The sequence below is a fragment of the Vibrio sp. nBUS_14 genome (genome assembly GCF_051201655.1).
Classification (GTDB): Bacteria; Pseudomonadota; Gammaproteobacteria; order Enterobacterales; family Vibrionaceae; genus Vibrio.
The window spans coordinates 709,334-728,276 of sequence record NZ_CP179207.1; the positions used below are offsets into that span (position 1 = coordinate 709,334).

Below are 18,943 nucleotides of genomic sequence, written 5' to 3' on the forward strand. Positions count from 1 at the left end.
AACAGACTTTGTTTATTATTTAGATAGAGTCGCTTTGCTTCATATGGTTCAAGCATTGCAATCAAGTGGAGGATTAGGTGAAGGTCAACAGAAAAACATCGATGACATGATTGCTGATGGTAATTATGCGCCTCGTCATAAACAATTATTAAGTCGATGGCTAAAAGCGCTTATTGAAAATCAGTTAGCACGACATGATGGAGAAACATACGCTTTACTTCAGCAAGTGAGCGAAGATGATATCTCGTTATGTTGGAATGGATGTTACGAAGCACTGGAGTGTTTGGATGGTGATAAAGGCTTAGTTAACTACCTTGAGCGAAGTAGTCAATGTTTGCCTGAGTTACTGCAAGATAAGGCCGATCCTCTTGATTTGTTGTTTCCTGATGGCAAATTAGATGTCGCGACATCAACTTATCAAGATAACTTGATCAGCAAAATGATGAATAAAATGTTGATCACAGCGGCGTTAAGTAGAGTAAAGCACTTAGCAGAACGTGATCAGCCAATTCGTATTCTAGAGATTGGTGCTGGTGTTGGTGGTACAAGTAACGAGCTGATTCCCGCTCTAGCAGCACATAATGTCGAGTATACCTTTACTGATGTTTCATCATTTTTCCTCAATGAAGCCAAGCTTCGTTACCAAGGTTATGATTTTGTCGATTATCGCTTATACGATTTTAACCAACCTGCGTTAGAGCAAGGCTTTGATTGCGGTCAGTATGATCTGGTTGTTTCTTCTAATGTGTTGCACAACGCCGTTGTTGCGCGTGAAGGATTAAATCACTTACGTGAGTTAATGAAGCCAGGGGCTTGGTTACTTGTAATTGAGGCGACAAGAGATAATTACCAACTTATGACTTCAATGGAATTCAAACATGGCTTGACCGCTCATAATGATGAACGTTTAGCATTAAATTCTCCATTTATGCCTCAGGAACGTTGGTTAAACGCAATGTCGGATGTAGGGGCTGAGAAGTTATTTGCGTTCCCAAATAATCAAGAAGCCTTATATCAATTAGGTCAGAGTTTTATGCTGGCCCAATTCAATGGTCAGAAGCATGAATGTGATAAGACTGAAATCTTAGAACAGCTTAGTAAAGATTTACCTAGTTATATGGTACCTGCGCAATTGGCTGTCTTAGACCGTTTTCCGCTTACGAATAACGGTAAAATAGATAGAAAGGCGTTACCTGAAATTATAGGCCATCAAGAGACTCTACAAAACGAGGTATCAGAAGATCTTGATCAACTTGAGACGTTATTACTATCGTCATGTCGGGATGTGATTGGTAATCCTAATATGGGGCCAAATGATGATTTCTTTGGTGCGGGTGGTGACTCATTATTGATAACGCAGTGGGTGAGTAGGATCCGCCAAGAGTTAGGTGAAGAATCTGTTCCCTGGGAAGGAACACTTCGCCAGGTATTGCAAACCCCCACTATTAAAGAGCTTGCGATCTTCTTACGAAAACAAAAGCCAATTCAGCAGCACAGCAGTGCGATTGAAGATAGTTCAACTCCTTTGCAACGTATTAAAGAAGGTGACGGCGCGCCTATCATTATTCTTCATGATGGTAGCGGCACTGTGATGCCTTGCTTAGCACTTGTAGAGCACCTCACAGCGCCGGTTTATGGCATTAGTGTTCAAGATAGACAGCAATATTTAACCATTCCAAGTGAACATTTGATCGTTGAATTAGCTGATCAATACAAAGCCTTGTTGGAAGACAATTTTGATTTGTCTAAATGCCATCTTTTTGGTTTTTGTATGGGGGGATTAATAGCTTTTGAGCTGGCAAGACAAGCGATGGAATGTGGCTCTCCGTTCGCATCATTGACGATCGCAAGTAGTTATCAAATTCCGTACAAAGTAAATGACCCTATGATGACGGATGTCGCTCTTGCTAAAGAACTTAATGTACCAAACCCTTGGAGCGGCATTGATCTACTCCAGCTTGAGCAAACTTATTTGGCTTTATTAGCCACTAAGCCTAATCAAATTAATATTGAAGATGTAGTGGCTAAAGCTAAACAGCTCGGTTTTGATGAACTTTCACTAAATTATGCGAGTAACGCAAAAGCAAATGAAGCACAGCGTATCGCTAATTTTCAAACAGTGCTTGATATCCAATCAAATCAACAAACGGTAAAAGTAGGAGATATTTCTCAGCTCTATCCAGTGTTCCATCACAGTTTACAGGCTGTGACTCATTATGAGCCATCTTTCTATAGTGGTGATTTCACTTTCGCTTGTCAGCAAGATGAAACTTATTTACTGCCCACGCTTAAAGCCGATATGCATGACTTTTGGCAGCAATATAGTATTGGTGACATTGATGTTATTTCACTTGAAGGTGATCACTTTACCTGTATGCAATCATCTCAAGTTTTACCCCTAGCCAAGCACTTAAACACAGTTGCTATGCAAGGAGGAAAGTATGAGTAGAGTCGCAATCTTCGGAGCTTGTGGTGAAGTGGGACAGCATGTAGACCAAGCGCTTTGTGCGCTTGGTTATCAAGTTACTCGAATAGGACGACAGCCACGTCCTGACTTAACACATTATAGGGTTGTTGATTTGTTTGATCAGAAGGAGGTGGCAGCTGTTTGCCATCATCATGATTTGATCTTAAATGCAGCAGGGCCTGCGTCGGCGATTCGAGACAATATAGCTCGCGTTGCAATAGACACTCACACCTTATATGTCGATGTGGGGGGGGAGCATGATGTTTTCGGTCACGTTCAACAGCAGTTGCAGGGGCGAGACTTACCAGTTAGCTGTGTTTTTGGAGCGGGCTTTGTTCCCGGTTTTACCTCGTTGCTTCCTTTTATTGCCAAAGAAAAGCTACAAGAACTGTACAGGATTGAGCTTTATGTCGGGGGTATTGAAGCATTTACATCAACGTCTGCGATAGATTTTATTGCAAGCTTAGGGGGTAATGATGCTTTAAGCGGGGTGGTAATTAGAGATGATATAAAGGTGAGAGAGGGGACAAGAGAGGGGTATCAACCACTACCTGAGGTAAAAGAATTTACCGCATTACCTTATTTGAGTGCTGAGCATCAACGCGTCGCTAACACACTTTCAATATCTAACTTCGCGGCCTTTAATTTAGTCGCTGATCGACAGTTATTAATGTCAGCACATGAAAGTGATAAGGAGCAAACTGCAGCGTTAGTTAGCCTGAGTCAATCCATGGTTCAGAAGTATGGTACTCAGCAATATTGCGCAATGGATGCGCAAGGTTGGATTGCTCAACAGCCAGTTAATTTAACGCTTCGTTGTAAGTTTAATGATGGCTATCGAATGACGGGACTGGTCGCCGCTTTTACTGCGCACCAATTGTTAACGCAATCATCGTCTCACTTAAATAATGGTGTGTTTTGGCTTTCTGAAATAATTGAAACAGGTCATTTAATCTCGTTTTTGCACGAACAAAATATGTTTAGTCATTGGGACCTCTCGATTGAGCCTAATTATGAATTGGCGTTTGAAGAGGGGGCTTTGTGATGAAAACATATCGTGTTGTTGTATGTGGAACGCTTTTTGGTCAGGTATACCTTTCCGCATTTAAACGCCAATTCCCAGGATTTGAACTTGCTGGAATTTTAGCAAGAGGGAGTGAACGCTCGTTAACAATAGCTAAGGAGTATGGTGTGCCTTTATATCGTGAGGTATCAGAATTACCTCACGATATTGATATTGCATGTGTTGTTGTTCGTTCTGCAATTGTAGGGGGGGCTGGGTCACAACTTGCCCGCGCATTATTAGAAAAAGGCATACATGTTCTGCAAGAGCATCCCGTTTATGAAAAAGAAGTCGTGGAGTGCTTAAAGTTAGCGAGGAAAAATGGATGTCATTACCAAATTAATACTCATTATCCGAATGTGCCAGCTGTTCGCCACTTTGTTGAGTACTTAAAGAAAGCGCGTGAAACTCAGCAGCCTTGCTTTATTGAAGCGACCTGTGGAGTACAAGTGATTTGCGGCTTGCTCGATATGTTGGGGCAGGCATTAGGAGGGGTTACGCCATTTGAGTTCCATTCTAATGTTGATTGGTCTGAGGTGAGAAAATTAAAGTCAGAGCTATTACCGCCTTATCAAGTAATTCACGGTGTCTTTGCTGGGATTCCGCTCATCTTGAAGATTCAGAACCAGTTGGATCCCGGCGACCCTGATAATCATTTCCACATTATGCATCGCAGTACTGTGGGGTTACCGAGTGGCAATTTGGTGTTAGTGAACACACATGGCCCAGTGTTATGGAATAGAGCTTTTCATATACCTCGAACCCCTGAGGAAAATGGGGTGAGAGAGTTGCTCGATAAACAACAAGCTCCAGAGTTTTATCAGCCCGCTTCTTGCGAGTTTCTATACAAAGAAATGCCAAGCTTAGAAGAAATTATTGACGAGCATTGGCCAGAGGCAATCAGAACTGCATTACATGGCATGGTAAGTAATATTGAATCACCAACCCCTGCATCAGCACAATTCTTACTAGGGCAAGCATCAGTATGGCGATCTTTAATGGGGTGCATTGGTAATCCTGAAGTCATTTCGGCGCAAGAACCAATGTTGACGAGACCTTCTATTGAAGGTTGGTTGGTTGAATATCATCAGGAGAGTGAAAATGCATAAGCAATTGAAACTCATTAAACCAGGCACACGTAGGCAGCTAATCTGTTTTCACTTTGCTGGAGGGAATGCGGAATATTTCATGCCGTGGCGTGACCATATTGATGATCATACTGCTGTGTATGCAGTTCAACTCGCAGGTCGTGGTCATCGATTGTCAGAAAAACTCAAGACTTGCTTACATCAGTGTGCTGATGAGGTTGCGCAAAGTTTATCTTTTTTGCCTCATCGTCCCACCTCTTTTTTTGGCCACAGTATGGGCGCTGCTTTGGCGTTTGAAACCGCAATACGCTGGGAGCAGAAGGGTCGTAAATTAGCGTATTTCTTTGCTTCAGGACGAATTCCACCGCATAAAAGTAGAGGAACCGACTACCATAAGCAAAGTGATGATGCTTTGGTTAACAAAATCATGGGGTTGGGAGGAACATCAGAGGTTGTGTTTGATAACCCAGCCCTTAGAAAGTTAATGCTACCTATTATTCGTGCTGATTTTGAGGCAATAGAAAAGTATCAACGCGACTCTTTACCAACACTTTCTTGTCCTCTTAGTGCTTTGCTAGGTGAGGGAGATACAGAAGTAACAGAAGGTGAGATTCTAGATTGGTCATTAGCAACTGCGGGGGAGTTTGATTTTCAGCGTTTTTCTGGTGGGCATTTTTACCTTAATAACCTTTGTCCTACATTGTTTGACTACCTTAAAAATAAAATGTCTTAGTTCTTTATTGGGGGCGTAAGGTGAAATCTTACGCTTTTGTTTTTATTTCTTTATATAGGCAAAAAAATGAAAGGAACGCCGTTTTCATGGTTAATTCAATTGGTTGCAAATCAACGCCGTAAGCTTTTATCGTCTATGGTATTAGCCGTTGCTTATTCTTTACTTACGGTTGTACCAAGGGCGGGATCGAACTTTAGTTATTGAAAATAAATAACTTTATTTTCAATTGGAACTTTTCCTGATAGTCACGATCAGATCATGAAATAAAAAATATGAGAAACTCGCATGATTATCATTGAACAGCTAAAAAAAGTGAAAGATACCCGTTCGCACATCAACCAAGTCTACCCTGTTATAGAAGTCGCTTTTGTTGTCATAACAGCCATGCTTTGTGGTCAAAACAAGTGGACGGATATCAAGGATTTTGGTGAAGGAAATATCGACTGGTTACGTGAGTATTTCCCCTACGAAAATGGCCTTCCTACTCGTCATAATATTGCAGCAATTATGAGGACTATTGTTCCTGAAACACTCTTAGAAGCTATGGTGGGCTGGGTTAATTTGCATAGAGAGAGGCATGCTCAACCTATCATCAGTGTTGACGGGAAGGTACTAAAAGGTGCTAAAGCAAACAAACAAGATAACCCCCTTTATATGGTCTCGGCATTCGATGTTGATGAAGGTTTGACCCTCACACATCAACCCTGTAAAGGCAAAGGGACGGAGCTAACAGCGATAAGAAACCTGTTAGATACTTTAGATATAAAAGGATGTCTATTAACGGCTGATGCCCTGCATTGTCAGGTTGAAACTCTGAATAAAGTGGTTGATAAAGGTGGCGATTTCTTAGTGCAAGTCAAACTGAATCAGCCCAGTTTGCTTGCAGAAGTGGATGCACAATTCCAAGACTATTGGTCTTTGCCTGAAGATAAACAAGAGTCATACATCACCGAAGATAAAGGGCATGGCAGAAAAGAGGTTCGTGAGGTTTACGTTCTCCCAGCAGCCTTCAGTGAAGCACTCAGAGAAAAGTGGTCTGTCGTTAAAAGTGTTGTTGCAGTGGTGAGAGATAGAAGTGTCAAAGGGAAAGGAAGTTATGAAACATCGTATTATATTTGCACAGATCACTTGTCGTTAGAGTTAGCCTTACAAGCGACCAGAAAACACTGGCACATCGAGAACCAGCAGCACTGGGCGTTGGACGTTATTTTCAAAGAAGATGAACAATGTATTTATGCTGGAGATTCAGCACTAAATATGGCTTGTTGCAGACGTTTTGTTCAGAACTTGTTTAGAAAATCCGAAGGGAACTTGTCAGTACCCAGGAAGATGAATAAAGCGGTATGGGACAAAGATTACAGAGCTTCGGTTTTGTTTACATCAAATTAACAAAGTACATTCGTGCCCTTCGGTTGTACCATATTTTATTATTTACCATTTGGTTGATGGATTTATCAATGACGCTATTGCTGACTCTTATATTGTCTGGCAATTAGTTTTGCTTGCTGCGATTGCATTAGCAATGAAAATGCTGTTGCAACTAGCATCTGGATTATTGTCGCATAAAGCTGCTTTTCAACTGTTATTTGAAATACGCCAACAAGTTATTGATAGTGTAGGGCAGTTATCATTAGGTGAAAGTAATAAACAGGCTGCGGCATCAATGAAAAAAATCATTTCAGATGATGTCGACAGAATTGAGACTTTTATTGCCCATCATTTACCAGATATGGCTGCTGCGATTGTGAGCCCTTTAGTCGCGTCACTGCTCTTGTTATATATCGATTGGCGATTGGCACTTATAGCTCTTTTGCCTTTACCTATCGCCTTGGTTTTACAAGCTCTTATGTTCAAAGGCTTTAACGTTAGAGTAGATGAGTACCATAAGGTTGTTTCCAATTTGCATATTAGTGTTGTCGATTTTGTAGCATCTATACCTGTAGTAAAAGCGTTTAACATGACGGTTGATTCGCATCAAAAATACCGAGATGCGGTGAATGAGCATCATACACTGGTGACGAATTGGTTGTTAGATACAAAAACGCCAGCATCTTTATTTAAGTTATCGCTTGATCTTGGTTTACTTTTTTTATTACCTGTTAGCGTGTGGTTATACGCCCAAGGTGATTTAACGCTATCGACATTATTTATTTTTATATTACTAGGTATGGGGTTGATGGAACCTCTTTATAACCTTATTCAATTTGGTGGTATGTTCAGTGAGATGCTAAAAGGAGTTGAAAAGATAAAATATTTCTGTGAAATAACTCCTCAGAGTGAAGGCTCTCAAGAGCAAACTATATCACATACAGGTATCACTTTTGATCATGTAACGTTTAGACATGATAAAGCGATTAAAAGTACTGTTGATGATGTTTCTTTTACTGCTATGCAAGGAAAAATTACCGCTATTGTGGGGCCATCTGGCGCCGGTAAAACAACAGCGGCTCAGTTGATTCCTCGATTTTTTGAATACCAGAGTGGTGAGATCACTATAGGTAATAAGCTGATAACTGATTTTCCATTTGATCAGTTGATGTCGCTTGTTAGTTTTGTTTTTCAGGATGTTTATATTTTTGAGCAGACTATCAAAGAAAACATTCGCATGGGGAATAATGAGCTCTCTGATGAAGACATAGTTAATGCAGCGAAGGCAGCTTGTGCTCACGAGTTTATTTTGTCATTACCAGAAGGCTACGAGACGATAGTTGCTCAAGGGGGTTTAAGTGGGGGGCAAGCTCAAAGACTTGCGATTGCTCGGGCTATTGCTAAAGATTCGCCTATTTTGATCCTTGATGAAGCAACGGCTTATGCTGATGCGCGCAATGAAGTTCGCATCCAGCAAGCAATTTCAAGTTTAATGCGAGGCAAAACAGTATTAGTTATTGCGCATCGTTTAAATACGCTTACTCATGTCGATAAAATTATTGTTATGGATAAAGGTAAAAAAGTGTCAGAAGGTACACATGGTGAATTGCTAGAAGGCTGCGAGCTATATCAGTCCATGTGGGAAGCACACCAAGAAACTAAAGCTTGGCACTTTGGGCAATCATCAAATGGTGAAGAGACTATGACAGTGTCAGAGGGTGTCGAGTCATGTTAAGAATAAAGACCTTAAAGCGTTTAACCGGTACGTCTCTGAAAGGTTTAAATCGAACTGTATTTCTGACAGTGCTTGATGCTTTCTTTGCTTCTGCTCCCTATGGCTTTCTTTATTATATTCTGCTGGATATGTTAGCCGATAAGCCAGATATACAGCATCAATTTATGTTGGTGATCGGGTGTGCTGTCATGATGATCATACGGGCCCTATTGGCACGAATCATTCACGTGAACATTTCTCTCATTGGTTTTGATGCAGGAAAGCAAATTCGTCAGCGTTTAGGTGACCATTTACGGAAAATGCCAATGGGTTTTTTCCAGCGTTCTGATTTTGGCAGTGTTAATAACACCTTGCTAAAAGACATTGATATGATTGAGCGGATTTTTACTCATTTGTATGCGCCAATTATAGCCACTGGTTCAGTATTGTGCTTTTTTGCCTTAGGCTTGATAGCTAAAGATTGGCGAATGGGGCTGGCTATGATGTCAACCCTGCCATTAGCTTGTTTCGCTTACTTACTAACTCGAGCTTATGCTAGGAAGTGGCAGAGTCACATGCAGCATTTGATGCATCAACTGAATGATGCCGTAATGGAGTATATGAATGGCTTAAAGGAACTCAAGTCATATAGCATGATGGGGAAAGCTTTTTCACGTTTAAATGATGTTTTAACATCAACACGTAATCAAGCCCTAAAAGCTGAGAAGGCAGCTGTATGGCCTGTATATAGTTTTAATGTACTGGTGGAGTCAGGCTTAATTGTATTGCTGGTTGTACTTACTTGGGCTTGGTTAGAGCATACTATAGCTTTACCGGAAGTATTATTATTTTTGATTGCAGCAGTTCGCTTTTTCAGGCCGCTACTTAACATGTCAATGTTTTTGGCTGAGCTAAATTATTTAGATCTGGCTGTAAACCGCGTTGATGAAGTGTTGTCATTACCTACTATGCCACATGGTCAAGGCCGACCGCAGATTTCAAATATGGCGATCACCTTTAAGGATGTGAGTTTCACTTATCCGGGTTCAAAATTTCCGCTTTTTGATAGTTTAAACCTAACGCTCCCTCACAATAAAGTAACCGCACTTGTCGGGCCATCAGGTTCAGGTAAATCGACAATTGCGTCATTGATAGCTCGTTTTTGGCAGCTTGATTCAGGCTCAATCTCAATAGGAGAACAAGGAAGTCAGGTTGATATTGCAAGTATGCAAGTTGAGCATTGGCTTCAGCATGTCAGTATTGTGTTTCAATTGAATTATATTTTTAATGACACACTAGCGAATAACCTTCGTGTTGCTAAACCAGGTGCGACAGATGATGAATTGTGGCGTGTTATAGAGCTCGCGAAACTCAAAAATTTAGTGTTGGAGATGGAAAAGGGGCTTGATACCGAGATTGGTGCTGGTGGTGTACACTTATCAGGCGGTGAAAAACAGAGACTTTCAATTGCTCGCGCGCTTCTTAAAGATGCGCCACTTGTTATCTTAGATGAAGCCACAGCCTCTCTAGACCCTGAAAATGAGCGAGATATCCAGGTTGCAATGCAAGCTTTAGTTCAGAATAAAACCGTACTTGTCATAGCTCATAAGTTATCAACAGTTCAATACGCTGATCATATTGTTGTTTTAGACTCAGGGAAGATCGTTGAGCAAGGGGGGCACGACACTTTGCTGCAAAATAAACTTCTTTATAATGAGCTTTGGAACCTTCAACAGCAAGCTCAAAGTTGGCACTTTATTTCGTAGCTTTTTGTTGTTGAGAGAAAGCTGGCAAGATAACTTTTTTGCCAGCTTTTAGTTTCTTGGTTTATACAAGCATAGCGTTGTGATCTCATTTCTCTTGGTGTCATAGCGATAGTTGCACGTGATAATTTTGTTGATGTTAAAGTTTTTGTTAAGGTTCGTGGATGTAGAAAAGGTCAGGATTGATTTATGATGATTAATATTGACCAAATTAACAGCATCAAAATTGACTATTTCCATAATATGTGGGTATATAGCTTTGTATATGCTCTCTTTAGCCGAAAATAACAATGTAGTGCAATATTCATTAGAGTAATTAAGCTTCTTCAATAGCAATAATTCTGTTATTTCAGCAACAAGTGGTTGGATGCTTTTGCTCTGTTGCTGCGACATTAAAGTCTGGATATCGATGCCAAATGAAAGGTTGTCGCCTGAGTGTTCTTTTTTACCCACTATTGCAATAGCACTATTATCGGTATGAGATATTGAACCTGTTAATCCGCAAGGCCATTTTGGCGAACGATCTGCGGAGATTGGTACGTCGATTGCGTAACCCAAATTCTTTTTTATCAAGTACTTGGTGCATATCCGGCCTGCCAAAAACTCCCTCTTTCTTTTGGGTACAGACTCTCTGACTGAATTTGGACATTCTATATCAAAGTGAAAAAATAAGTTTTCCCTAAATTTATCTGGAGAAAAACTAATTTTCATTATATCTAACGATTTACCTTGATAATCAAAATTAAAAAACTTGAAGTCATTAATAAATTCTGATGATAAATTTTCCATTACTTTAAAATTATGATTAAATTACTTGTTGCAAATAATTATCATTTACTTTTTTTTATATGTAAAGCATAATTTAGTTTCTCAGAAAACCATACACTAATTTACCTATTGAACAGAAATGAAATTAAGGACTTTTATGGAAAGCTGCAATATTAAAGGTGAGAGTGAAAATTTAAAATCTAAACAAAGTAATGTCTTTTTTGTCATTATTTGTAGTCTGTATTTTGTTCAAGGTATTCCTATTGGTTTAACATTCCATGCTATTCCTACACTATTAAAAACACTCGGTTTACCACTAGAATTGATCTCAATGGTACCGCTCGCTGGAATTTTTTGGGCAATTAAATTTTTATGGGCGCCATTAGTGGAAAATAATTGGCTAGGCTCTCTTGGGCGAAGAAAGTCATGGATCATACCTATGCAATTGGTGATGGTAATGACACTGATAACATTAGCGATGATTAACGTTACTGAACAGACTTTAGCCATAGTAACATTATTACTCGCGATAATTTCTATTGTGGGAGCGACGCAAGATATTGCGACTGATGGTTTAGCAGCAGACCATACAGAGAAGTCACAACTCGGTTTAGTGAATGCGATTCAGGTTTCAGGAATTATTATCGGGATGTTAATTGCAGGCCCGTTTGCAATGGTTGCTTTTGAATATGTTGGGTATCGGGTGACTTTACTGCTACTGGCCGCAATAGTGTGTGTATGTCTAATACCAATTATCACCTGGCAAGAGCCGAAAGTGAAGCACAGCAGTACAACAGCAAAGGCATCCCTTCTCAAGTTTTTCAAAGCCCCAAGAGCGACTTCAACGTTGGTACTATGTTCATGCGCCACTTTGTGTGGAGTCATCACAATGGCGCTGTCAAAATTTATCTTGGTTGACTTATCTTGGTCTATGTCGCAAGTAGGAATGCTAACAGGAGTTGGTCATTTGCTAGTAATGCTCGTAGGTTGTTTCATTGCTAGCAACATGATAAAGCGTTGCGGATATCGTTCAACATTGCTGTTTGGCTTGCAGTTGGTTATGTGCGGCGGTTTTCTTTGGATAGCGATCGCCGAAGATTGGCTTTTGGGTGCATGGTGTGTGTGGCTAACATCTGTCATTGTAGGTTTGGGGATGGGTTTTATTGCGGTGAGCACCTATACATATTCAATGCGTTTTTCTCAGCAGACTTTACAGCCTGCAACAAACATTGCTTTCTTTCAGGGAACACAGACTTTTGGAGAGATAGTCTTTTCTTCTTTAGCTACCAGTTTAGCGGGGGTTAGTGGATATAGTAGTGCTTTGGTACTCGGACTAGTGATTGCATTGTTTTGCTTATTTGCAGTGTTGAAATCGACTCATTATCGCCACTGGAGTGATGCGTACAATGACTGAGTTTTATCGATACTTGAGCAAGTAAGCAAGCGCCATGGACTGAATATGTATTGTTCTCTAGGAGCACATTGCGCTCGGCTTGGACGCTGGAGCGCAGTTTTAAAAAGGCTAAACAAGTAGTTAGTTAACGGACGTAGTTCGCATCAACGCTGACATACCAGTGCTGAAGCGTACCGTCCGTTTTTTTGATCCACAAATCGTTTGTGTAACTCTCGATCTTACCATTTACCGTTAGCTTAAACGTGTTTTCGTCGAACTCGCCAAGTTTTACAAACTGGTCTGTCGTAATCAAAAACGGGTCTATATCATCGATATCAACAGCATCTGAAATCACGTAGTAGTGATAAGTAAATGGCTTACTCGTATCATTTGGATTACTACGGTACGCCACAAGTTTGAACGGTTCCGTCAATGGAACATCAAGTGTTTGCTTATCTATCGTCGCGGGGATTGAAATAAACAACCAAGCCGTGAATAGACCGCAAGCTAAAATCATCAGTAGAAAAAGAGTCTTAATTGCTTTCATGGCAACTTTTAAAATAGGTGATGTTGAAGGTGATATGGTAACAGGTTTGACTTGTCAATTGTAAGAGTAAGTATAAGTGAAAGCGGCATCACTCTGTAAGGAAACCTGAAAGAATTGACGCACTGTTCAGAATTTTCGGTTCAGACGCTTTCTATCTAAAAGCGCCTGGATAAATGAGTGCGCGTGGCCTTGTGATAGGTTGATCAACATGACGCCTGTGGCAACAAGTCCCATGCCAATCCAAACTTTTGTGTCTAGGTGTTGGCTGTAAACGAAGCTAGAGATTAAGCTCACCGTCAAAATCGCTAGTCCAGCCCATAAAGAGTGCACCACACCAACTGGCATCTCTTTCATGGCTTGGCTTAAGAATAAAAATGCGGCCAAGTGTCCTGAGATAACCAGTAAAGCTGGGACTGGTTTAGACAAACTAAAACCATCGGTGGCTTTAAGTGCAACGTGAGAAAGTGCTTCCGCCATTACGCCCATTATCAAGAAAAACCAGCTCATAGTCGTACCTTTTGGTTGTATTGTTTTTGTGGGTATAGCGGAGTGTTTGAAAGAGCGAATCTTTGTTGTTGCTATTACGTAATCGCGGTTTCGCCTAGATAGCAGGTACAAAAAAGCCCACACCTCACGCTTTTGCAAGTTGTGGGCTAAATAGGAGTGACTACTTGTTTAGGTAAGCAGCGTGGAACTCAATGTGCTCGTCAATAAAGCTAGAGATAAAGTAGTAGCTGTGGTCATAACCAGGCTGCATACGTAGCTCTAAATCGGCATTGTTTACTGTGGCTGCTTCAACTAACTGTTCAGGTTTCAGTTGTTCAATTAGGAAGTTGTCCGCTTCGCCTTGGTCAACCAACATTGGCAGCTTAGTGCCTTTCGTTTTTAGAAGCTCAGAGGCGTCGTACTGTTTCCACTCTTCAATATCTAAGCCTAAATATTGGTTAAATGCTTTTTGGCCCCAAGGGCATTGCATTGGGTTGGTGATTGGGCTGAATGCCGAGATAGAACGGTAGCTATCTTCGTTCTTGATGCCAATCGTTAGGGCACCGTGTCCGCCCATGCTGTGACCAGAAATCGATTTCACAGAAGTCACAGGGAAGAAAGACTCAATCAAGGCTGGGAGCTCTGTTACCACGTAATCGTACATGTGGTAATGGCTGTCCCATGGTGCTTGAGTTGCATTTACATAGAAGCCCGCACCTTGGCCTAGATCGTAGCTTTCATTGTCGGCAACGCCTTCGCCACGTGGGCTAGTATCGGGTGCAACAATCGCGATGCCTTGCTCAGCCGCGGCTTTGAAAGCGCCTGCTTTTTGCATGAAATTTTCATCGGTACAGGTTAAGCCTGATAACCAATACAAAACAGGAACTGGGTTTTCTTTGCTTGCATTTGGCGGCAAGAAAATCGCAAAACGCATGTTGCAGTCAAGCGTTGCAGAAAAGTGGGTGTATTGTTTGTGCCAACCACCAGCAACCTTTGCTTGGCTAATGTTTTCGATTGTCATCTATTGTGCTCCGTTAGGTTGATGGTTTTGGGGAGTAACATGTCTATATCATTTAAAGTTTCACCACCCACCGGGCAGGAGGTGGTGAAGACAGTTTGTTGCTTGTGATTTATAGCTTTGGCCTCGATGTTCGAAAGAATCGAGGCCAAGAGCTGTTACTTATCCATATGTAGAACAGTACGGATAGATTCGCCTTTGTGCATTAGGTCGAATGCTTCGTTTACGTCTTGCAGACCCATAGTGTGAGTGATGAACTCTTGCAGACCAAACTCACCCGCCATGTAACGGTTAACGATTTCTGGAAGCTCAGAGCGGCCTTTAACACCACCGAAAGCAGAACCACGCCATACACGACCAGTCACTAGTTGGAATGGACGAGTTGCGATTTCTTGGCCTGCACCTGCAACACCAATGATGACTGATTCGCCCCAACCTTTGTGACAACACTCAAGTGCTTGACGCATCACGTTTACGTTGCCGATACACTCGAAAGAGTACTCAACACCACCGTCTGTCATCTCAACGATAACGTCTTGGATTGGTTTGTCGAATTTAGTTGGGTTGATGCAGTCAGTCGCGCCAAGCTGTTTTGCTAGCTCGAACTTGCTCTCGTTGATATCTACACCGATGATGCGGTCAGCACCAGCCATGCGAGCACCAATGATTGCAGAAAGACCGATACCACCTAGGCCGAATACAGCAACGTTGTCGCCTTTTTCAACTTTAGCTGTGTTAAGTACCGCGCCCATACCTGTTGTTACACCACAACCTAGAAGACAAACTTCTTCAAGCGGTGCTTCTTTGCTTACTTTCGCTAGTGAGATTTCTGGAAGTACTGTGTACTCAGAGAAAGTCGAGCAGCCCATGTAATGGAAAATCGTTTCGCCATTAATAGAGAAGCGGCTTGTACCGTCTGGCATTAGGCCTTTACCTTGCGTTTCACGAACGGCTTGGCATAGGTTAGTTTTACCAGATTTACAGAACTTACATTCGCCACATTCAGCTGTGTAAAGTGGGATAACGTGGTCGCCAATCTCAACACTTGTAACGCCTTCGCCGATCATCTCAACGATGCCGCCACCTTCGTGACCAAGAATTGAAGGGAAGATACCTTCTGGATCGTCACCTGATAATGTGAATGCGTCAGTGTGACAAACGCCAGTCGCTACGATGCGAACTAGAACCTCACCAGCTTTAGGAAGTTGTACATCAACTTCTTCCATTTTTAGTGGCTCGCCAGCTGCCCATGCAACCATTGCTTTTGATTTGATATGCGTTTGACCAGGTTTAATTTCGATTGTCATTGGATGTTTCCTATATATGTCAGTACAGCGGATAACCGTGTAATTAAATTCAACCCGTTAAGAGTAGTTGAGCTTAATTGTTTCCGCTCTCTCGTTTTGTTGGAGCCAGTATAGGTGTGATTCTAATTTTTGATAATCCCCTAAAATGGAAAATGATTGTTACATATATGTAATAATAAATATTGGGGGGAACGCATGAACAAAGCCTGTTAGTCATGAGTTAGAAGGTTTTTTATTGTTGTGGACTCAAACATGCTTTTATCTGTCCTGCCTCCAGTGATGCTGTCACTTGCTATCGTGCTTGAAGTTGCCGTAACTTCTCTATTACCTAAAACGCAGCAATTTACTTCTTTACCTACCACTGCCGCGGTATTAGATAGCTACGGCTGTGCCTTTTATCTGTTGTCTCTCACAGTGCAAACCATGCCCTTGGGTGTGGCGTATGCGATTTGGTGTGTGGCAGGGATCGTGTTGGTCGCAGCGCTGTCTTTGCTAATCTACGGCCAAAAGTTAGACATCTACGCGATCATTGGCATCACTTTGATTTTGGCAGGAGTGGTGATTATCAACCTGTTTTCGACGTTGGTGAGTCATTAATAGTCTATTTTCCACTTCTGAAGGAACAAACTAATTGGAATGCTAGAGTTGTCGACCTTAAGATTAAGATATTGAATATAATATATTAACTTCAATAAATGCATTTTGTGCATGTATTTTATGAAAACAGCTCACTTTACTCATAGATTGGTCGGTTTAGTATAGCCAGCAGAAACCAATGATTATAAATAATCATCGATATTATTTGTTTATCAATAACTTAGGAGGTCACTATGACTATTCCGACAACCAATATGATGGAAGCTTGGGTGGGATTTCAAGCTGGCGACTGGCAAACATCCGTTAATGCACGTGATTTTATTCAGCGAAACTACACCCCTTATGAAGGCGATGAGTCTTTTCTTGCGGACGTGTCGGATTCGACGACACAGTTATGGGAATCTGTGCTAGAGGGTATCAAAGAAGAAAGTCGTACTCATGCCCCTGTCGATTTTGATACTGATATCGTTTCAACTATCACCTCACACGACGCAGGCTACATTGCAAAAAACCTCGAAAAAATCGTTGGTCTACAAACCGATAAACCACTAAAACGCGGAATCATCGCTAATGGTGGTATTCGAATGGTGAAAACGTCGTGCGAAGTTTACGGTCGTGAATTAGAGCCACAAATCGAAAAAATCTTCACTGAGTACCGTAAAACGCATAACCAAGTAGCGTTTGATCTTTATACTGACGAAATTAAAGCATGTCGCCGTTCTGGTATTATTACTGGCCTGCCAGATGCTTATGGTCGTGGACGCATTATTGGCGACTACCGTCGTCTTGCTTTGTACGGTATCGACTTCCTGAAATCAGACAAAAATGAGCAGTTCAAATCGACTCAGAAGATGCTTGAAACGGGTGGTGATTTAGATAAGACATTACGTTTACGTGAAGAGCTTACTGATCAAATTCGTGCTCTTGATGAAATGCGAGAAATGGGTTTGAAGTATGGCATTGATATGTCTTCTCCTGCTCTTACTGCGCAAGAAGCAATCCAATTTACCTATTTTGGCTACTTAGCTGCGGTTAAGTCTCAAAATGGTGCTGCGATGTCATTAGGCCGTACATCAACTTTCCTAGATGTTTACATCGAACGTGACCTTAAACTTGGTCTGATTGATGAAAAACAAGCGCAAGAGTTGATTGACCATTTCATCATGAAGCTTCGTATGGTTCGTTTCCTACGCACACCTGAATACGATTCATTATTCTCTGGCGACCCAATTTGGGCAACAGAAGCAATGGCTGGTATGGGCGTTGATGGTCGTACTCTCGTTAGTAAAACGACTTTCCGCTACTTGCACACATTGCACACGATGGGTCCAGCACCAGAGCCGAACATGACCGTTCTATGGTCTGAACAACTACCTATCGCTTTTAAACAATACGCGGCTAAAGTGTCTATCGAAACCTCATCACTTCAGTATGAGAACGATGATCTAATGCGTGCAGATTTTGATAACGACGATTACGCTATTGCGTGTTGTGTGAGCCCACAGGTGGTTGGCCAACATATGCAGTTCTTTGGTGCTCGTGCAAACCTTGCTAAAGCGCTGCTTTACACCATTAACGGTGGTGTTGATGAAAAATCTAACATGCAGGTTGGCCCTCAAGTTGCTCGTATCGAGGATGAGACTCTTGATTTTGACCGCTTAATGCCTCGCTTTGATGACATGATGGATTGGCTTGCAACGCAATACGTCACTGCGCTGAACGTGATCCATTACTCGCATGACCGTTACAGCTATGAAGCGTCGTTAATGGCATTAATGGATCGCGATGTTCATCGCACAATGGCTTGTGGTATTGCAGGGCTGTCGGTTGTTGCTGACTCGTTAGCGGCTATCAAATACGCGAAGGTAACACCAGTACGCAACGAAGATGGCATCGCTGTCGACTTTGAGATTGAAGGCGAATATCCCAAATTCGGTAACAACGATTCACGTGTCGATGATATTGCTTGTGATCTGGTTGAACGTTTTATGAAGAAAATTCAGAAAATGAATACCTACCGTGAAGCGGTTCCAACTCAATCTATTCTTACGATCACTTCAAACGTTGTATATGGTAAAAAAACCGGTAACACGCCGGATGGGCGCCGCGCTGGTATGCCATTTGGCCCAGGCGCAAACCCAATGCACGGTCGTGATGAAAAAGGTGCGGTGGCTTCACTTTCTTCAGTTGCCAAACTGCCGTTCGAGTACGCTAAAGATGGTATATCTTACACGTTCTCAATCGTACCAAATGCACTAGGTAAAGATGACCTAAGCCAAAAAGTGAACCTTGCAGCACTAATGGATGGTTATTTTCATCATGAGGAAAATGCAGGATCGATTCGTGTTGAGGGTGGGCAACATCTTAACGTGAACGTGCTTAACCGTGACATGTTGTTAGATGCCGTTGAACATCCAGAAAAATACCCGCAATTAACTATTCGAGTGTCGGGCTATGCAGTGCGATTCAACTCGCTAACACGTGAGCAGCAACAAGATGTAATTAGCCGTACATTTACTGCTAAGATTTAGCTGTAAACCTCGAGTTATACGGTTCTAAAAAAGCGCGAGAATGACATCCGTCTCTCGCGCTTTTTTATGCGTCGAATATAGCGTAATGATGCTGTTGGGC

Annotated in this window: 15 protein-coding genes; 10 read left to right on the forward strand and 5 right to left on the reverse strand. The window is 41.7% G+C overall.

The window, feature by feature from the left end; genetic code table 11:
* Positions 1-43: 43 nt before the first annotated feature.
* From ACMAZD_RS20720 to ACMAZD_RS20750, 7 genes are all read left to right on the forward strand, one after another.
* Complete coding sequence (locus tag ACMAZD_RS20720) at positions 44-2,449, forward strand: class I SAM-dependent methyltransferase (protein ID WP_435250422.1); 2,406 nt, start codon at positions 44-46, stop codon at positions 2,447-2,449.
* A complete protein-coding gene (locus ACMAZD_RS20725; protein WP_435250423.1) occupies positions 2,442-3,512 on the forward strand; it encodes an NAD-dependent epimerase/dehydratase family protein in 1,071 nt (356 codons plus the stop codon). The genes ACMAZD_RS20720 and ACMAZD_RS20725 overlap by 8 nt, the downstream gene beginning before the upstream one ends.
* Positions 3,512-4,639 carry a Gfo/Idh/MocA family oxidoreductase gene (locus ACMAZD_RS20730; protein ID WP_435250424.1) on the forward strand — a complete coding sequence of 376 codons (1,128 nt, stop codon included), beginning with the start codon at positions 3,512-3,514 and terminating at the stop codon, positions 4,637-4,639. Before ACMAZD_RS20725 ends, ACMAZD_RS20730 begins: the two co-directional genes overlap by 1 nt.
* Positions 4,632-5,351, forward strand: coding sequence for a thioesterase II family protein (locus tag ACMAZD_RS20735; RefSeq protein WP_435250425.1), 720 nt, complete (start codon positions 4,632-4,634; stop codon positions 5,349-5,351). Before ACMAZD_RS20730 ends, ACMAZD_RS20735 begins: the two co-directional genes overlap by 8 nt.
* Before the next feature lie 285 nt (positions 5,352-5,636).
* Entirely contained in the window at positions 5,637-6,740 is a 1,104-nt protein-coding gene (locus ACMAZD_RS20740) for an ISAs1 family transposase (protein WP_435247125.1), read from the forward strand.
* Positions 6,741-6,789: 49 nt separating this feature from the next.
* Complete coding sequence (locus tag ACMAZD_RS20745) at positions 6,790-8,454, forward strand: ABC transporter ATP-binding protein (protein WP_435250426.1); 1,665 nt, start codon at positions 6,790-6,792, stop codon at positions 8,452-8,454.
* Positions 8,448-10,199 (forward strand): ABC transporter ATP-binding protein, encoded by a 1,752-nt coding sequence (locus ACMAZD_RS20750; RefSeq protein WP_435250427.1) that lies wholly within the window; start codon positions 8,448-8,450, stop codon positions 10,197-10,199. The genes ACMAZD_RS20745 and ACMAZD_RS20750 overlap by 7 nt, the downstream gene beginning before the upstream one ends.
* A 48-nt stretch (positions 10,200-10,247) precedes the next feature.
* Here ACMAZD_RS20750 and ACMAZD_RS20755 read toward each other — a convergent pair whose 3' ends face one another.
* Positions 10,248-10,985 carry a 4'-phosphopantetheinyl transferase family protein gene (locus tag ACMAZD_RS20755; protein ID WP_435250428.1) on the reverse strand — a complete coding sequence of 246 codons (738 nt, stop codon included), beginning with the start codon at positions 10,983-10,985 and terminating at the stop codon, positions 10,248-10,250.
* Between the two features lie 136 nt (positions 10,986-11,121).
* Here ACMAZD_RS20755 and ACMAZD_RS20760 point away from each other — a divergent pair, with 136 nt between their 5' ends.
* Positions 11,122-12,378, forward strand: a complete 1,257-nt coding sequence (locus ACMAZD_RS20760) for an MFS transporter (protein ID WP_435250429.1) — start codon at positions 11,122-11,124, stop codon at positions 12,376-12,378.
* 124 nt (positions 12,379-12,502) lie between these two features.
* Here the strand turns inward: ACMAZD_RS20760 and ACMAZD_RS20765 are convergent, their stop codons facing one another.
* From ACMAZD_RS20765 to ACMAZD_RS20780, 4 genes are all read right to left on the reverse strand, one after another.
* Positions 12,503-12,904: a hypothetical protein gene (locus tag ACMAZD_RS20765; RefSeq protein WP_435250430.1), complete on the reverse strand. Its 402-nt coding sequence runs from the start codon at positions 12,902-12,904 to the stop codon at positions 12,503-12,505.
* 126 nt (positions 12,905-13,030) lie between these two features.
* Positions 13,031-13,411, reverse strand: a complete 381-nt coding sequence (locus ACMAZD_RS20770; protein WP_435250431.1) for a DMT family transporter — start codon at positions 13,409-13,411, stop codon at positions 13,031-13,033.
* 160 nt (positions 13,412-13,571) lie between these two features.
* Positions 13,572-14,411: an S-formylglutathione hydrolase gene (gene fghA / locus ACMAZD_RS20775; protein ID WP_435250432.1), complete on the reverse strand. Its 840-nt coding sequence runs from the start codon at positions 14,409-14,411 to the stop codon at positions 13,572-13,574.
* A gap of 155 nt (positions 14,412-14,566) precedes the next feature.
* Positions 14,567-15,715, reverse strand: a complete 1,149-nt coding sequence (locus tag ACMAZD_RS20780) for an S-(hydroxymethyl)glutathione dehydrogenase/class III alcohol dehydrogenase (protein WP_017064961.1) — start codon at positions 15,713-15,715, stop codon at positions 14,567-14,569.
* A gap of 252 nt (positions 15,716-15,967) precedes the next feature.
* Here ACMAZD_RS20780 and ACMAZD_RS20785 point away from each other — a divergent pair, with 252 nt between their 5' ends.
* The gene (locus ACMAZD_RS20785) at positions 15,968-16,312 is read left to right on the forward strand and encodes a DMT family transporter (protein WP_435250433.1); all 345 of its coding nucleotides are present in this window, start codon (positions 15,968-15,970) and stop codon (positions 16,310-16,312) included.
* 233 nt (positions 16,313-16,545) lie between these two features.
* The gene (gene pflB, locus ACMAZD_RS20790; RefSeq protein WP_435250434.1) at positions 16,546-18,843 is read left to right on the forward strand and encodes a formate C-acetyltransferase; all 2,298 of its coding nucleotides are present in this window, start codon (positions 16,546-16,548) and stop codon (positions 18,841-18,843) included.
* Positions 18,844-18,943: the final 100 nt, after the last annotated feature.

Bases quoted from the DNA above. Each gene is read 5' to 3' on its own strand.
- ACMAZD_RS20720 (WP_435250422.1), top strand. From the start codon at position 44: ATGGTTCAAGCATTGCAATCAAGTGGAGGATTAGGTGAAGGTCAACAG.
- ACMAZD_RS20725 (WP_435250423.1), top strand. From the start codon at position 2,442: ATGAGTAGAGTCGCAATCTTCGGAGCTTGTGGTGAAGTGGGACAGCAT.
- ACMAZD_RS20730 (WP_435250424.1), top strand. From the start codon at position 3,512: ATGAAAACATATCGTGTTGTTGTATGTGGAACGCTTTTTGGTCAGGTA.
- ACMAZD_RS20735 (WP_435250425.1), top strand. From the start codon at position 4,632: ATGCATAAGCAATTGAAACTCATTAAACCAGGCACACGTAGGCAGCTA.
- ACMAZD_RS20740 (WP_435247125.1), top strand. From the start codon at position 5,637: ATGATTATCATTGAACAGCTAAAAAAAGTGAAAGATACCCGTTCGCAC.
- ACMAZD_RS20750 (WP_435250427.1), top strand. From the start codon at position 8,448: ATGTTAAGAATAAAGACCTTAAAGCGTTTAACCGGTACGTCTCTGAAA.
- ACMAZD_RS20755 (WP_435250428.1), bottom strand. From the start codon at position 10,985: ATGGAAAATTTATCATCAGAATTTATTAATGACTTCAAGTTTTTTAAT.
- ACMAZD_RS20760 (WP_435250429.1), top strand. From the start codon at position 11,122: ATGGAAAGCTGCAATATTAAAGGTGAGAGTGAAAATTTAAAATCTAAA.
- ACMAZD_RS20765 (WP_435250430.1), bottom strand. From the start codon at position 12,904: ATGAAAGCAATTAAGACTCTTTTTCTACTGATGATTTTAGCTTGCGGT.
- ACMAZD_RS20770 (WP_435250431.1), bottom strand. From the start codon at position 13,411: ATGAGCTGGTTTTTCTTGATAATGGGCGTAATGGCGGAAGCACTTTCT.
- fghA (WP_435250432.1), bottom strand. From the start codon at position 14,411: ATGACAATCGAAAACATTAGCCAAGCAAAGGTTGCTGGTGGTTGGCAC.
- ACMAZD_RS20780 (WP_017064961.1), bottom strand. From the start codon at position 15,715: ATGACAATCGAAATTAAACCTGGTCAAACGCATATCAAATCAAAAGCA.
- ACMAZD_RS20785 (WP_435250433.1), top strand. From the start codon at position 15,968: ATGCTTTTATCTGTCCTGCCTCCAGTGATGCTGTCACTTGCTATCGTG.
- pflB (WP_435250434.1), top strand. From the start codon at position 16,546: ATGACTATTCCGACAACCAATATGATGGAAGCTTGGGTGGGATTTCAA.